The following is a 14,420-nucleotide window of genomic DNA, read 5'->3' as shown; positions in this document are numbered from 1 at the left end:
GAATTTCTGAAAACGCCTCGCAAAATTTGCATCAGCTTGTCTTTAAACGGATTTATTCATTGAACCTCTAACTGAATTTAATTATCTTCTAACTTCCTGAATAGTAAGATTTTTAGCAGGCTTTTGTTACAAGGAGGTGATGAAATGAAGAAACAGAAGCGGATAATTTTACGCTCAATACAGCAGTTGGCACCGCTGGGCAAAATTGAATCCCGTACCCAGTTCGGTGGCTACGCACTGGCTGTTGAGCGCGTGGTTTTTGCGCTGGTAAAAGAAGACGAACTCTACTTACGTGCCAGTGAAGCATTACGGGAATATGGGGCAAAGCAGCCGCTGGAACCCTTGACATTCCATAAGCGGGGTATTGCGGTAAGCCTCAACTATTTTAAGGTAGACGATCGCCTGTGGGCGCATCCGGAGCATCTGGTTCGCCTTTCTGCTGCGTCTCTGCAGACCGCCCAACGTGAGCACAATGAGCGGCTGGGTAAGGTGCGGTTAAAAGACTTACCAAACGTCAGCCTGCGACTGGAAATGATGCTGCATGAGATAGGTATTTGTACCGTCAAACATCTGCGTGAAACGGGGGCCAGGCAGTGCTGGTTAAGGCTGCGGCGCAATAATCAACACCTCGGCCTTAAAACCTTATTAGCGCTTGAAGGGGCGATTTCCGGCCATCATCATGCGGCGCTGCCACAAACCATTAAAACCGAGTTAGGCGAATGGTATCAGGCCGCACTCAGTACGCCGGAATGTAAAGAAAAAGGCCGTTAGCGCCTGTCCAGCGAGCGTCGCAGGCGCGCAATGTCGGGCATCAGGGCAACCAGCAAGCCCAACTGTTGCAAAACCAGCGGCGCACGCGGATCGGGCTCGGCGGTCAGTTGCGCGATGCGCTGCACCAGCTCAATACGCATTTTCTCTGCCCGGCTGTCGCTGACGACATCCGTCTGCAGCACATCTTCAACATAACATACTGTATCGTCGAGCAGGGCCAGCAGGGCTGGTTGGGTCACTTTGTCGCGATGAGCGCCCAGAGCGGAGATATAGCTCAGGAAGGAGTGATTCAGGCAGAGTAACTGAAATGCCGACTCCCTGAGCTTAGTGCTGGTACGGGGTTCGCTGCTCATATTTGATACCACCGATGCCAGCTCAGCATCGGCGTTGTGGGCGTCACGTCGCGCAATACGATAAGCAAGACGATTGTCTTTGCCCTGATGGTACTGCTCCATGATCGCATCAAGATAACGGCAGTTGGCATTAAGCGTGCGAGTGGCAACGGCCGGAAGCTGACGAAAACGCCAGTCAGGCCAGATAAAGCTCACGGCGAGCCAGGCCAGCGCACAGCCCAGTAAGGTGTCCACTACCCGCGGCAGCGCGACCTCAAATCCCTCACCCAGCAGATTAAAACAGAGCAGAACCAGCAGGGTGATAAACAAGGTGGCATGCGCGTATTGCACCTGGCGGAAAGCAAAGAAGAGTACGCCCGTCACGACAATCAGAAACAGCTGGCCTTCTACTGAGGGCACCAGCCACAGCAGAGGCAACCCAATGGCAATGCCAGCCAGCGTGCCGCCGATGCGCAGTGCCAGCCTGCGCTGGGTCGCGCTGTAGTTGGGCTGGCAAACGAACAAGCTGGTTAACAGAATCCAGTAGCCTCGTTCCAGACCGGTAACCTGAATGAATCCGTACCCGGTGCACATTACCACTGACATTCTGACAGCATGACGGAACAGGGCCGAAGAGGGCGTCAGGTGGCGGCTGAAGCGCAGCTTGATGTCGCTCCAGCCGCTGATCTCTTCACGTGACAGCATGTTGTCGCTGTGCTGCGGATCGTCGGCCAGTGCCTGCTCAGATTCGAGAGAAGCCAGTTGCGCATCAATCGCCTGCAGATTACGTAATAACCAAAACAGGGCCCGGGTATGCGTGGCATCCGGATGGCTATCTTCAAGGCGTTGAATCGCATTATGTAAGCGTTCAAAAACACGCTCAAAACGACTGTCATGTTCCCAGCGTTCGCGCAGTAAAACAGACCGGGCCAGTTGCCGACAGGCCTGAGCCTGCATATTCAGCAGGCGCTGAAAGCGGAACAGAATTTCGTTATAGCGCCAGTTGCCGCGCAGTAAATGATACTGGAGATGAGAAGAGCTGGCGCGTTCGTGGATATCCTGAGCAACAAAATAGTAGTGCAGACTGCGTCGGGTACCACGTGAGCCCCTGTCGCCGCGTAAGCGGCTTTGCAGTGTGGTTTTGGTCAGATTAAGCTGGGCGACCAGCTGGCTGTTCACCATTGCCGCCTCAACAAACGTGGCATCATCCTGCGCATCGGCGTCCGGATCAAACAGGTTAGCTTTGGCGTCCAGGTATTGCGCTAACTGCGAGAAACTGGCTGCCAGCTGCTCCTGAACCGGGCGAACGGGAAACATGACGTGGCCCAACAGCGTCAGCAGGTTATACCAGAGCGCGCCGACCAGCAGCAGGATGGGCTGCAGATACCACTGGGAAAACAGTCCGATGCCCAACATGGTGTAAACGGCAATCAGCAAGGCGCCGAAAGCAATGGTCGCATAGCGCTGCCCGAGGGCGCCCAGCAAAATAAAACCCCAGGTGGAGATCGCTAAACCGATAATAAAGGCCAGCGGATGGGGAAAGAGCAGTTCCACTGAAACCGACGCAACGCAAAAACACAACAGGGTAATCAGCAGATTTTTTAAACGTCCCGCCAGTCGATCATCCAGATCGGCCAGCGCGGCGGCGACCACCCCAAGCGTGAGGGGAATGGTCCATTCAATCTGCTGCAGCACCCAGGGCACTGCTGCACAGCCGGTTAAGGCGAACAGAATCCGCAGCAGGTAACGCCAGGTGCTGTTAAAAAGATACTTACGCCATCCGGACAGAATACTAATAGCGGCGGCGGGCATTGGCATCACGCGCGGCACGCGCCTCTTCCACAGAGACAACCCGACGGCCGACCGGCCACAGTGCAATAGCCGCAATCTTGAAATTCGCGATTCCCACCGGAATACCAATGATGCTGACACACTGCACAATACCGACAGAGATGTGGGACAGGCAGAGCCACCAGCCGAAGAAAATCAGCCAGAAAATATTCAGGAAGGTGCCGCCGGTGTTCATGATGTGACTTTTGCTGTCGGGACGCAGCACATCCACGTGCACCGCCTCATTGCCGAACGGAAGAAACGAGAGTTTGGTGATTTCCCAGCATGAACGCGTCAACGGCAGGGTAAAGATCAGCACAATGCTGATCAGTGTCGCGAACAGCCAACTGAGCGTGGTGAAGAAGCCACCCAATACAAAATTAAGAATATTTAAAACAGTGCGCATAACCGCTTTTCCTTTTGCACTCCGCAAGATATGTCGCAGTTTAGCGTGTTTTAAGGCTGGAGCGTCAAGAGTCTGACAGGTAAACTCCGATTACTCTTTATCTCGGTCGTTGGTGTCGGCGTGGAACTTAAAGCAACATCCATGGGCAAACGGCTTGCCCAGCATCCTTACAATCGTGTTCGCCTGTTGACCGCTGGTGTTGAAGTCAGTGGTGATAAACACGAATATCTGATTCCCTTTAACCAGTTGTCGGACATTACCTGTAAGCGTGGCATGGTCTGGGGAGAGCTCGAGTTTCTGCTGGCGGACAATAAGGTTGTGCGTTTGCATGGCACTGAATGGCAGGAGACACAACGTTTTTATCATTATCTGATGCAGGCATGGCAGGACTGGAGCCATGAGATGAGTGACGTGTGTGCCTCGGTTCTGCAGGGCCTTCGTGCTGAAATTAACGGGTTCAGTGAGCAGGACCGCTGGTTAAAACGCAGTGAGCTGCGGGCGATTAACGATCAAATTCTCAAGCAGTTTGATGCCTTGCCACTCCCGCTGTCACGCATCAACGATTTTGAGTCCTGTCGGGAAAATTGGGCATTTTGCCAACACTGGCTGCAACAGGGCGAGGCCGCAATCCGTCAGCGTAACCGCGACTGGACTGCTGCGATGCTCACGCGTTATCAGGATTTCTTCGCCACGGTTGAGTCCACGCCGCTTAACGGATCTCAGGCTGAAGCCGTGGTAAACGGTGAGGATGCGGTGCTGGTACTGGCGGGCGCGGGCAGTGGCAAAACCTCTGTGCTGGTCGCCCGGGCGGGCTGGTTATTACAACGCCGACTCGCCAGCGCCGATCAGATTCTGCTGTTAGCCTTTGGCCGTCATGCTGCTGAAGAGATGAACGACCGTATCCAGAGCAGGCTACAGGCAACGGATATGCAGGCACGTACTTTTCATTCTCTGGCCCTGCACATTATCCGCGAAGGCAGTAATAAACAGCCTGTCATCAGTAAACTGGAAAGCGACGCCGCCGCGCGCCGGGCATTATTGATCGACAACTGGCGTCAGCAATGCCATGAAAAGAAAGCCCAGGCGAATGGCTGGCGGCAATGGCTGCGTGATGAACTGGCGTGGGAGGTCGGCGAGGGGCCTTTCTGGCAGGACGATCGCCTGGCTGAGCGTCTGGCACCGCGGCTTGAACGCTGGTTAAGCCTGATGCGCATGCACGGTGGTGCACAGGCCGCCATGATCGACGGCGTTCCTGAGGCGCTACGTGAGCTGTTCAGTAAACGCATCAAGCTGATGGCACCGCTGCTGAAGGCCTGGAAAAGCGCACTCAAGGAAGAGGGCGCCGTCGATTTTTCAGGGCTGATTCATCAGGCCGTAGCGATCCTGGAAAAGGGGCGTTTTATCAGCCCATGGAAGCATATTCTGGTCGATGAATTTCAGGATATTTCGCCCCAGCGTGCAGCCTTGCTCAGCGCCCTGCGCCAGCAAAACAAGCGCACTACGCTGTTTGCTGTTGGCGATGACTGGCAGGCGATCTACCGCTTCAGCGGGGCTGAAATGAGCCTCACAACGGCATTTCATCACTATTTTGGTGAGGGCGATCGCTGCGTGCTGGACACGACCTATCGCTTTAACGATCGGATTGGTGAAGTCGCAAATCGCTTCATCCAGCAGAATCCGCATCAGCTGCGCAAACCCTTAAACAGCCTGGTTAAGGGCAATAAAAAATCCATTGCCCTGTTACCGCAGGATCAGTTGGAGCCGTTGCTGAATAAGCTGAGTGGCTACGCAAAACCCCACGAGCGGGTGCTGATACTGGCACGTTACCACTATTTGCGTCCTGACGTGCTGGATAAAGCCAAAACCCGCTGGCCAAAATTAAACATCGATTTTCTGACCATTCATGCCAGTAAGGGCCAGCAGGCAGATTACGTCATTCTGCTGGGGCTTCAGCAAGGTAAAGAAGGCTTTCCGGCGGCGCAGCGCGAGTCCATCATTGAGGAAGGCTTGCTGCCTCAGCCCGAAGCGTTTCCGGATGCGGAAGAGCGGCGGCTGGCCTATGTTGCGTTAACCCGCGCACGCCAGCAGGTCTGGTTGCTGTTTGATAAGCAGCAACCTTCGGTCTTTGTCGAGACCTTCCGCGAGCTGGACGTGCCGGTGCTGCGTAAAGCCTGAGTTATTTCAGGCGATCGGCAAGATAACGTGCATAATCCGGAATACGGACATCGACGGGCTGATCAAACAGCGGCGACTGAATGATAAAATCGGCGGTCGCCCGGTTGGTGGCGACCGGGATATTCCAGACCGTCGCCAGACGAAGCAGCGCTTTGACGTCAGGATCATGAGGAACCGCATTTAGCGGATCCCAAAAAAAGATTAGCGCATCAATTTTGCCCTCGGCAATAAATGCACCAACCTGTTGGTCTCCGCCCATTGGGCCACTCAGCATTGCATTTACGTTCAGGCCGGTGTGACGATTGATGAGATTGCCTGTCGTGCCTGTCGCATAAAGAATATGAGATTCCAGCGCGGGTTGATTACGCGTCACCCAATCCAGCAGAGAGTCTTTGCAGTGGTCATGAGCGACCAGCGCGATATGTTTTTGTTTTCCAAGCGTACGTAAGGTGTATTCCATAACAGCATCCTGATGCAAAGGAGCAAAAACGCCCGTTGCAGCAGTTTACCCTGCGCCATTTCACACTATCAACTTGCCCGCAGCATTTTGACCAGATTGATGAACTGTTGACGAGTGGCCTCATCGAAACGCTGAAACCAGTGCTGAATTGACGGCGTAGTAGTTTCAACCGACCAGGCAAGATCGGCAGTAAGTTGTGCTGATGGGGAAGGGGTGGTGAGATTGGCGAACTGAGGCACCGAAGCCGCTAAGCCCATACGATTGTAACTGACCATCGCTTTTTCAACATCCGCACCAGCCGTAACCGGCAGGCGATCGCGCACGCTAAAAACCTCTTTACCCTTTTCATCAACCAGCCTGAACGCCAGTGAACGGTCAAAGTTATGTCTTTCTCGTGAATTGCTGAGCGGAGGCAGGCGGATAGCGATGCTCCTGGCTTCGGCGGTGAATGTCACGATCATCGGCACAGACTGATAGTACTGAGAAGGGGTTTTGCTGTCACCAGGCGGTTGTTCCACCCGAAACAGGAACTGATGTTGACCCCGATCCAGCTCTAAACTGTCAGCCCCTTTCAGCAGTGAGCCGGAGATCTTGCGACCGTCCAAAACCAGCAACGTGATTTGAGGATCAAGCTTTAGGGTAATAGCAGAGCAGGATGCCGAAACGAGGAGAGCAATGAACCCCGTTACAGCCATTGACAGCTTCATTTCGACTCCGGTTAAAAATGAATGGATGTAGCAAATTCTTACATTATGGCATTAAGTTTACAATTATACATATTTATTCCAGCGAAGCGGCACAATATGTATTTGCAACGCCCCGCGAGTGTGTAAAGGCTCAACTACAATGAAGAGCAGACAGAAAGGAGAAGCCCATGAATGATCAGACTATTCGCGACGTATTGACCCGCACAAAACGTATTGCGTTGGTAGGCGCCAGCGATCGCCCCGAACGCCCCAGCTATGGGGTAATGAAGTATTTGCTCGATCAGGGTTATGAAGTGATTCCGGTCAGTCCTAAGCTTGCAGGTCAGACTCTGCTGGGACAAACCGCGTATGGTTCGCTGGCAGAAGTCCCCGGAAAAATTGACATGGTCGATGTGTTCCGCAATTCGGAAGCGGCATGGGGCGTCGCGCAGGAAGCCATTGCGGTCTGTGCGGATACGCTCTGGTTACAGTTGGGCGTGATTAATGAGCAGGCTGCCGTGCTGGCGCAGGATGCGGGCATGACGGTCGTGATGGATCGCTGCCCGAAAATTGAAATCCCGCGACTGGGAATGGGGCAATAACAATAGCGGCGGCAAACAGATTGCCGCCCACTGTTAGTGACGCAAATGCGGTGCCTGGAGCTGCTGACGTACCGATGCGGCCAGTTCATCCATAGAGGGTTGCTCTGGATGTTCAGGGCTGGTTTCACCGGCAAGTTGAATTTCGGCGACGTAGGTATGGACCTGACTGCCTTCTTCATCTTCCATGACCACGTGATACCAGGGCGCGCTGCGCAACGTGTCAGTTGCCCCGATCTCGTCCAGCTGTGGCTCATCTAACGCATATTCAGGATCGACATCGACAATCACACCCAGCACGCCGGATAACCGATGACGAACCTGCTGACCAATACCAAATTTACTGGCAATCATGATGACCTCCGAAAAAACTGTCCTGCATAAGAGATGGGGGCAAAGACAGTTTTTTCAAGTTACATGACGCGACAGGCAAAACCTTTCAGGTAAAGACCTTCGGGGTAGGTGGCGATCACAGGATGATCGGCAGCCTGGCGGAATTGCTCAACGAACTGGACGTCACGGCCTGCATCCAGCGCGGCATCCGCAATAATTTTCTGGAACAGGTCTGTTGCCATCAAGCCTGAACAGGAGAAGGTCAGTAACATCCCGCCTGGATTCAGCAACTGAATGGCCAGCATGTTAATGTCTTTATAGCCACGGCAGGCGCCCATCAGCTGGCTTTTGTTCTCAACAAATTTGGGCGGATCCATTATGATCAGATCGAATTTCTCACCCTCATCGCGGTAGCGGCGGAGTAGCTTAAAGACGTCATCGCGCTGGAACCGGGCACGGGACAGATCTAAACCGTTCAGTTCGACGTTTTGACGTGCCACATCCAGGGCATCCTGCGACGTATCAACGCTAATCACTTCTTTACAGCCGCCGATCAATGCCGAAACGGCAAAGCCTCCGGTATAAGAAAAGCAGTTCAGCACGCGCGCGTCTTTGGCATAGCGGCGTGTGGCATAGCGGCTGTCTCGCTGATCAAGGTAGTAGCCCGTTTTATGTCCGCCCTGGATATCTACCAGCAGCTTCATATCGTGCTCTGTGATCGGCAATAACGCGGGAGGCTGTTCACCGGTTACGGTTCCCTGGGTCAGTTCCAGACCTTCTTTTTTACGTACTGCGACATCTGAGCGATCGTAGATAGCGCAATCCGGAAAACACTGCTGCAAGGCGGAGATAATGGCGGGCCGCTGATACTCCGCGCCGGCAGACAGCAGTTGCAGCACCAGAAACTGACCAAAGCGATCGATAGTCACGCCTGGCAGGCCGTCGGACTCCCCGGCAATCAGACGATAGCTGTCCAGGCCGTCGCGTGCAGCCAGCCAGTCGCGCCAGATTTGTGCCTGCTGAAAACGGCGGACAAAAAAAGCGATATCGACAGATTCGTCCTGCTGCCAGCTCCAGACGCGAGCGCGAATTTGTGACTGAGGTGAATAAGCGGCACGCGCCAGCCATTTACCGTTGCTGTCACAAACATCAATGGTTTCCCCTTGTTGGGCTTTCCCTTCAAGGCGGGCGACGGCCCCAGAGAAAACCCAGGGATGACGACGGAGCAGGGACTTTTCACGTCCCTTGGCGAGAATCAATCGAACTGTCATAGTTTGCTATGCTTACCTGAAAAAATGAGGCGCTATTGTCCAGTGGATAACGGCAAATTGCAACGAACAGCGGGAGAGAACCATGGCGAGCATGTGTTACAAAGCCTGGGTGCAGGGCACCGTGCAGGGCGTAGGTTTTCGCTACAGCACACAGGCGAAAGCCAACGCGCTCGGTGTGCAGGGTTATGCGCGTAATCTTGATGATGGCCGGGTTGAGGTGCTCGCCTGCGGTGAGGCAGAGCAGGTCGAGGCGTTAATCGCATGGTTAAAAGCCGGTGGGCCGCGCACGGCCCATGTGGAAAAGGTGCTGCTGGAGCCGCATCAGCCCGGCGACTTTCCCCGCAGTTTCACCACCGGTTAATCAAAGGCATTTGGCAGGCTTGGGCAGGCCAGCAATTTTTGTCGCCTGTTTGGCGGGCCCTTCAGGAAACAGCCGAAACAGGTAGCGGCTGTTACCCTTCTCTTCGCCATACTTTTTCGCCATCGCCTTCACCAGCATACGTACGGCGGGAGAAGTATTGAATTCCAGGTAAAAGTCACGGACAAAGCGCACGACTTCCCAGTGGGCTTCCGTCATTACGATGGCCTCGTTGTCAGCAATCTGCTGTGCCAGCTCCTCGCTCCAGTCCTGGTGGTTTTTCAAATAGCCTTCGGCATCCACAGCTATTTCGTCACCCTTATAGTTCATAACGCGTCCTCATTATCATTCGGGCTGCAGTTTAGCAAAATGGCACCGCAGAAAAAGCAAAAACCCCGCCTGAGCGGGGTTCGTATCGCGCCAGCGGCGTCGATTAATTGCTGCGGGAAAAACCCAGGATGCTTAACAGGCTAACAAAGATGTTATACAGGGAAACATACAGGCTTACCGTGGCACGAATATAGTTAGTTTCGCCGCCATGAATAATGTTGCTGGTTTCCCATAGAATGGCGCCAGCAGAGAACAGGATAAACAGGGCGCTAATCGCCAGGTGAAGAGCAGGCAACTGCAGGAACAGGTTAGCCACAACGGCCACCAGTAACACCACGAAGCCCGCCATCATCATGCCGCCCAGGAATGACATGTCACGACCTGTTGTCAGCACATAGGCGGAGCAGCAGAAGAACACCAGCGCTGTACCGCCTAACGCCAACGCGATCACATCGCCCATTCCTGCCGTCAGGAAAGAACTTAAGATTGGCCCCAGGCAGTAACCCAAAAAGCCCGTAAAGGCGAAGGCGGCTAAAATCCCCATTGGGCTGTCAGCCAGGCGATAGGTCAGAAACATCAGACCGTAGAAGCCCACCAGCATCAAAATTAAACCGGGTGCCGGTAATGCCAGAAGTGTACTTGCCGTGGCGGTCACCGCTGAGAAGGCGAGCGTCAGGCCCAGCAGAAAATAGGTGTTACGCAGCACTTTGTGCGTGCTGAGTAATGACTGTCGCGATGATGAAGAAACTATTCTGTCCATGTTGCGCTCCTGTAAGGCAGAACACCAAATATGCTCTGAGAATACGCAGCCCTATAAAGAGGGAAAAGCCGTTTTACCCTTCTTTACGCGTTAAGGTGTTAATTCTTTGAGCAGAATGGCGATTTAGCCAACGAATAACGCGAATTTGGCTGTTTTTCACGCGAACGGATTATCGCAGGCTTTACATCTCCAGAGGGGATGTTTATAGTGCGCGTCATTGCGGAGGGGTGGCCGAGCGGCTTAAGGCAGCGGTCTTGAAAACCGCCGATGGGAAACCATCCGAGAGTTCGAATCTCTCCTCCTCCGCCACTTCATTGCCACCAGGCATGAAGAGGCAAGACAGGATAATATCATCTTGCCTTTGCAGTAGTGTTACAACCCGGAGGGATGGCCGAGCGGCTTAAGGCAGCGGTCTTGAAAACCGCCGATGGGAAACCATCCGAGAGTTCGAATCTCTCTTCCTCCGCCACATTTTACAGGCCAGCACAGTGTGCTGGCCTGTTTCGTTTTGTTTTCTCTTCTCACGCCCGTTTAAAATTCTTCCTGCTTTTCAGCGGACTGCGCGGTTTTGAACGGCATCTGGCATCTCTGCTATAGTCCATTAATTGTTTTTGCTGTTGCCTGGCGCTTTTCAGGGGCAAGCTGAGTTACACTATTCGCCACGTCGCTCTGATGCGAGCTAATCGGTTGATAGCCAGAGTGTTTTTTTACTGAATGAATGGAATAGGCACAATGATCAAGAAACTGAGTCTTTGCGCATTGTCGGTACTTGCTGCATTACCGATTGGAACGCTGGCACAGGCCGCTGACAACGATATGCAGTTACAGCAGGTGTTAATGTTCAGCCGCCATAACCTGCGTGCACCGCTTGCGGATAACGGCAGCGTGCTGGCGCAATCCACCAAAAAAACCTGGCCGGAGTGGGATGTGCCGGGTGGACAGCTGACCACTAAAGGCGGCGTGCTGGAAGTGTACATGGGTAACTATACCCGTCAGTGGCTTGCTCAGCAGGGGCTGGTAAAAAATGGCGTTTGTCCGGACAGCAACAGCGTCTTTGTCTACGCCAACAGCCTGCAGCGTACCGTGGCAACGGCTCAGTTCTTCGTAAATGGTGCCTTCCCGGGCTGTGACATTGCTGTGACTCACCAGGATGAAATGGGCAGCATGGATCCGGTATTTAATCCGGTTATTACAGACGGGAACGAAGAATTCATCAAGAAAGCGCTGGCCGGAATGACCGCTGCCAACGAAAAGCTGTCACTGAAACCCGCTTTTCAGCGGCTCGAGAAGATTGTTGACTACAAATCCTCTCCTGCCTGTAATAACAAAAAGCAGTGCGATCTGAGCAATGGCCAGAACACCTTTATCGTTGAAAACGGCAAAGAACCCGGCGTGAACGGGCCACTAAAAGTGGGCAATTCGCTAATGGATGCCTTTACGCTGCAATATTATGAAGGCTTCCCGCTGGATCAGGTCGCCTGGGGACAAATCAAAACCCCTGAACAGTGGCAGGCACTATCCGCCATTAAAAATGGCTATCAGGACACGCTGTTTACCACGCCTGAGGTTGCACGCGATGTTGCCGCGCCACTGGTGGACTACATTCGCAGCCAGCTGATCGATCAGGAAAAGTCAGACTCACCTAAAGTTACGCTGATGGTCGGGCATGACTCCAACATTGCGTCACTGCTGAGTGCGTTACAGGTTAAGCCTTATGACTTACCTGAGACCTACGAAAAAACGCCAATCGGCGGTCAGGTGGTGTTTGAACGCTGGCACGATGCGAAAAACAATAAAGATCTGCTTAAAATCGAATACGTTTATCAGACCGCCGATCAACTGCGCGATGCAGAGGTTCTGAGCCTTAAGAAGCCGCCTAAGCGCGTTACGCTTCAACTGGCGGGTTGCCCGACAGACGCTAACGGATACTGCAGCTGGGATCAGTTTGCCCAAGTGCTGAACAGCGCACTACAGGGTACGGCGCTGCAACCTGCTGCGGAAGCCCAGCCGGCACAGCCTGCGACTGCGGCGAAACCTGAGGATGCGAAAGCGGCCACGGCGGGCGATGCGGCGCAAAAGGCGGATGCTGATAAGGCGGCCGCCGACAAAGCCGCCGCGCAAAAAGCGGCTGATGAGAAGGCTAAAGCGGATAAAGCGGCTGAAGAAAAGGCTAATGCTGACAAGGCGGCTGCGCAGAAAGCCGCAGACGAAAAGGCCAAAGCAGATAAGGCTGCCGCGCAAAAAGCGGCTGATGAGAAGGCTAAGGCCGACAGCAGTGCGGCCCCGGCTGGCAGCAGCAATGCGCCTGGCAGTAATGCGCAGACCAAAGCTGAAACCGGTGAGGCGAAGCAACCCGCTACCGCCAACTGATCCTGCACAGTACCTGAAAAGAAAAAACCCCGTCGAGACGGGGTTTTTTTATTGCCGGAATCAACCGGCCTGGCCTGCAACGACCACCAGCTTCTGGTTAGCAAACTCTTTAATGCCGAGATCGGACAGTTCACGTCCATAGCCCGAACGTTTAACGCCGCCAAACGGCAGCTCAGCCGAGGTATCGCTTTGCGAGTTAATAAAGACCATGCCGGTTTCGATCGCCGATGCCAGCTTGCGGCCACGCGCAATGTCCTGTGTCCACACCGAACCGCCTAGCCCATAGTGCGAATCATTGGCCAGCGCCACCGCTTCTTCGTCGTTAGCCACCACGTACATTTGCGCGACGGGGCCAAAGAACTCCTCAAAGTAAGCAGGATTGTCGCGCGTGATGTGGGTCAGGACCGTGGGCTGATAGAAGCAGCCCACGCCTGCCACGGCTTTACCGCCGGTGATCAGACGGGCACCTTTCGCCACTGCCTCATCAACCTGTTTTACCAGACGATCGCGTGCGTCGGCGGAGGAAAGGGGACCGAGCGTGGTTTTTTCATCCAGCGGATCGCCCAACGTTGCGGCATTCATTGCCGCGCTGAACTTATCGATAAAGGTATCCGCAATTTTCTCATTCAGGATAAAGCGCTTAGCGGCCGTACAAACCTGACCGCAGTTGCTCAGACGCGCCTGCACGCCCTGGCGTACGGCTTCATCCAGGTCGGCGTCCTCAGTTACCACGAAGACATCGTTGCCGCCCAGTTCCAGCGTCGATTTTTTCAGATGTTTACCAGCCTGTTCTGCGACAGCACTTCCGGCACGTTCGGATCCGGTCAGTGCCACGCCCTGAACGCGATCGTCGGCAATCAGTTCCGCCACCTGATCGGTAGAAATGAACAGGTTAGTCCAGGCCCCTTCGGGTGCGCCGGCTTCCCTGACCAACTTCTCGAATACGTCAGCACAATGCGGGACAATGTTGGCATGCTTGGCCAGTACAGGGTTTCCCAGCGCCAGGTTGGGTGCCAGCACGCGCATTAGCTGATAATACGGGAAGTTCCAGGGCTCAACCGCCACCAGCACACCGATAGGATGATATTCAACCCAGGCTTCGCCCAGTTCACTGTCATAAGGTTGTGGCTTAAGAATGCGCTCCGCATGCTCGGCATAGTACCGCGCAATCTGGGAACAGATCTGCACTTCACCGCGGCTTTGGCCTATTAGCTTGCCCATTTCTTTACTGGCAATGGCAGCCAGTTCTTCCGCACGGTCATCAATCAGATCAGCCAGTTTTTTCAGCACCTGGAGGCGTGGCTGGATGTCGCCTTTACTCCAGTCTGAATGATAGAGGCGGTCGGCCGTTTCCAGCGCATGACTTACCGCCGCGCTGTCGTGGGAAGGCCAGCTTTTCATTAACTGGTTGTTTGCAGGGTTGATGCTTTGATAGGAAGACATAGAGTGCTCCTTGGTCAGCGATAAAAAAAGCATGGCGGGATAGCCCGCCATGCTGCTAAACGTTCTTTCGTTCTACCGTTTTGTCGTCCCAGGTAAGGACATCCTGGTTGGTTTTTTCAAATGCACGGATTAATACGTCGTCACTGCCCTGTTGCCGCCAGATTTCTTCAGCAAGGCGTTCGTCATAATTGGCGACTTCGAAAATGGCCTCGGCAATTTCAGGTGAGGTGTGACGTAAGCTTGCCCATTCGCCAACATGGTGGGCTTTTGCCTGACTATTCGACATAACGATCTCC

Annotated in this window: 15 protein-coding genes and 2 tRNA genes; 7 read left to right on the top strand and 10 right to left on the bottom strand. The window is 53.9% G+C overall.

Going from position 1 to position 14,420, the window contains the following annotated elements; translation table 11 throughout:
* Positions 1-144 precede the first annotated feature (144 nt).
* The gene (locus NXS97_RS05990; protein ID WP_014593353.1) at positions 145-771 is read left to right on the top strand and encodes a TfoX/Sxy family DNA transformation protein; all 627 of its coding nucleotides are present in this window, start codon (positions 145-147) and stop codon (positions 769-771) included.
* Here the strand turns inward: NXS97_RS05990 and yccS are convergent.
* Both yccS and NXS97_RS05980 read right to left on the bottom strand, forming a co-directional pair.
* Positions 768-2,915, bottom strand: a complete 2,148-nt coding sequence (gene yccS, locus NXS97_RS05985) for a YccS family putative transporter (RefSeq protein ID WP_015700635.1) — start codon at positions 2,913-2,915, stop codon at positions 768-770. The genes NXS97_RS05990 and yccS overlap by 4 nt on opposite strands.
* Positions 2,896-3,339 (bottom strand): YccF domain-containing protein, encoded by a 444-nt coding sequence (locus NXS97_RS05980; protein WP_014606171.1) that lies wholly within the window; start codon positions 3,337-3,339, stop codon positions 2,896-2,898. Before NXS97_RS05980 ends, yccS begins: the two co-directional genes overlap by 20 nt.
* A gap of 120 nt (positions 3,340-3,459) precedes the next feature.
* Here NXS97_RS05980 and helD point away from each other — a divergent pair, with 120 nt between their 5' ends.
* Positions 3,460-5,514, top strand: a complete 2,055-nt coding sequence (helD, locus tag NXS97_RS05975) for a DNA helicase IV (protein WP_116219564.1) — start codon at positions 3,460-3,462, stop codon at positions 5,512-5,514.
* 1 nt (position 5,515) lies between these two features.
* Here helD and mgsA read toward each other — a convergent pair whose 3' ends face one another.
* Together mgsA and NXS97_RS05965 are read right to left on the bottom strand one after the other, a co-directional pair.
* On the bottom strand, positions 5,516-5,974 hold the full coding sequence (gene mgsA, locus NXS97_RS05970; RefSeq protein ID WP_014606169.1) for a methylglyoxal synthase: 459 nt from the start codon (positions 5,972-5,974) through the stop codon (positions 5,516-5,518).
* Between the two features lie 68 nt (positions 5,975-6,042).
* Positions 6,043-6,681 carry a DUF2057 family protein gene (locus NXS97_RS05965; RefSeq protein ID WP_014593357.1) on the bottom strand — a complete coding sequence of 213 codons (639 nt, stop codon included), beginning with the start codon at positions 6,679-6,681 and terminating at the stop codon, positions 6,043-6,045.
* A 167-nt stretch (positions 6,682-6,848) separates the two neighbouring features.
* Between NXS97_RS05965 and NXS97_RS05960 the strand changes: the two genes are divergently transcribed.
* Positions 6,849-7,262: a CoA-binding protein gene (locus tag NXS97_RS05960; protein WP_015700634.1), complete on the top strand. Its 414-nt coding sequence runs from the start codon at positions 6,849-6,851 to the stop codon at positions 7,260-7,262.
* Between the two features lie 33 nt (positions 7,263-7,295).
* On the opposite strand, the gene hspQ is transcribed toward NXS97_RS05960, so the two are convergent.
* Positions 7,296-7,613 (bottom strand): heat shock protein HspQ, encoded by a 318-nt coding sequence (gene hspQ, locus NXS97_RS05955; RefSeq protein ID WP_014606167.1) that lies wholly within the window; start codon positions 7,611-7,613, stop codon positions 7,296-7,298.
* Positions 7,614-7,672: 59 nt separating this feature from the next.
* A complete protein-coding gene (gene rlmI / locus NXS97_RS05950) occupies positions 7,673-8,863 on the bottom strand; it encodes a 23S rRNA (cytosine(1962)-C(5))-methyltransferase RlmI (protein ID WP_013025287.1) in 1,191 nt (396 codons plus the stop codon).
* 82 nt (positions 8,864-8,945) lie between these two features.
* Here rlmI and yccX point away from each other — a divergent pair, with 82 nt between their 5' ends.
* A complete protein-coding gene (gene yccX / locus NXS97_RS05945) occupies positions 8,946-9,224 on the top strand; it encodes an acylphosphatase (RefSeq protein ID WP_013025288.1) in 279 nt (92 codons plus the stop codon).
* Here the strand turns inward: yccX and tusE are convergent, their stop codons facing one another.
* Both tusE and yccA read right to left on the bottom strand, forming a co-directional pair.
* The gene (gene tusE / locus NXS97_RS05940; RefSeq protein ID WP_013025289.1) at positions 9,225-9,551 is read right to left on the bottom strand and encodes a sulfurtransferase TusE; all 327 of its coding nucleotides are present in this window, start codon (positions 9,549-9,551) and stop codon (positions 9,225-9,227) included.
* Positions 9,552-9,654: 103 nt separating this feature from the next.
* The gene (gene yccA, locus NXS97_RS05935) at positions 9,655-10,311 is read right to left on the bottom strand and encodes an FtsH protease modulator YccA (RefSeq protein WP_014606165.1); all 657 of its coding nucleotides are present in this window, start codon (positions 10,309-10,311) and stop codon (positions 9,655-9,657) included.
* Positions 10,312-10,532: 221 nt separating this feature from the next.
* Between yccA and NXS97_RS05930 the strand changes: the two genes are divergently transcribed.
* The 3 genes from NXS97_RS05930 to agp all read left to right on the top strand — a co-directional run bounded on the left by NXS97_RS05930 (position 10,533) and on the right by agp (position 12,681).
* Positions 10,533-10,620 (top strand) — tRNA-Ser (locus NXS97_RS05930).
* Between the two features lie 72 nt (positions 10,621-10,692).
* Positions 10,693-10,780 (top strand) — tRNA-Ser (locus NXS97_RS05925).
* 263 nt (positions 10,781-11,043) lie between these two features.
* Entirely contained in the window at positions 11,044-12,681 is a 1,638-nt protein-coding gene (gene agp / locus NXS97_RS05920; protein ID WP_019106206.1) for a bifunctional glucose-1-phosphatase/inositol phosphatase, read from the top strand.
* Between the two features lie 60 nt (positions 12,682-12,741).
* Here agp and NXS97_RS05915 read toward each other — a convergent pair whose 3' ends face one another.
* Both NXS97_RS05915 and NXS97_RS05910 read right to left on the bottom strand, forming a co-directional pair.
* Complete coding sequence (locus NXS97_RS05915) at positions 12,742-14,124, bottom strand: NAD-dependent succinate-semialdehyde dehydrogenase (RefSeq protein ID WP_041930733.1); 1,383 nt, start codon at positions 14,122-14,124, stop codon at positions 12,742-12,744.
* 55 nt (positions 14,125-14,179) lie between these two features.
* A complete protein-coding gene (locus NXS97_RS05910) occupies positions 14,180-14,410 on the bottom strand; it encodes a YccJ family protein (protein WP_013025293.1) in 231 nt (76 codons plus the stop codon).
* Positions 14,411-14,420: the final 10 nt, after the last annotated feature.

Origin of the sequence: Pantoea sp. B623 (genome assembly GCF_024814475.1) — a bacterium.
Lineage (GTDB): Bacteria > Pseudomonadota > Gammaproteobacteria > Enterobacterales > Enterobacteriaceae > Pantoea > Pantoea ananatis.
The sequence above is the reverse complement of the archived record's forward strand: the minus strand, read 5'-3'. Positions and strand labels throughout refer to the sequence as shown.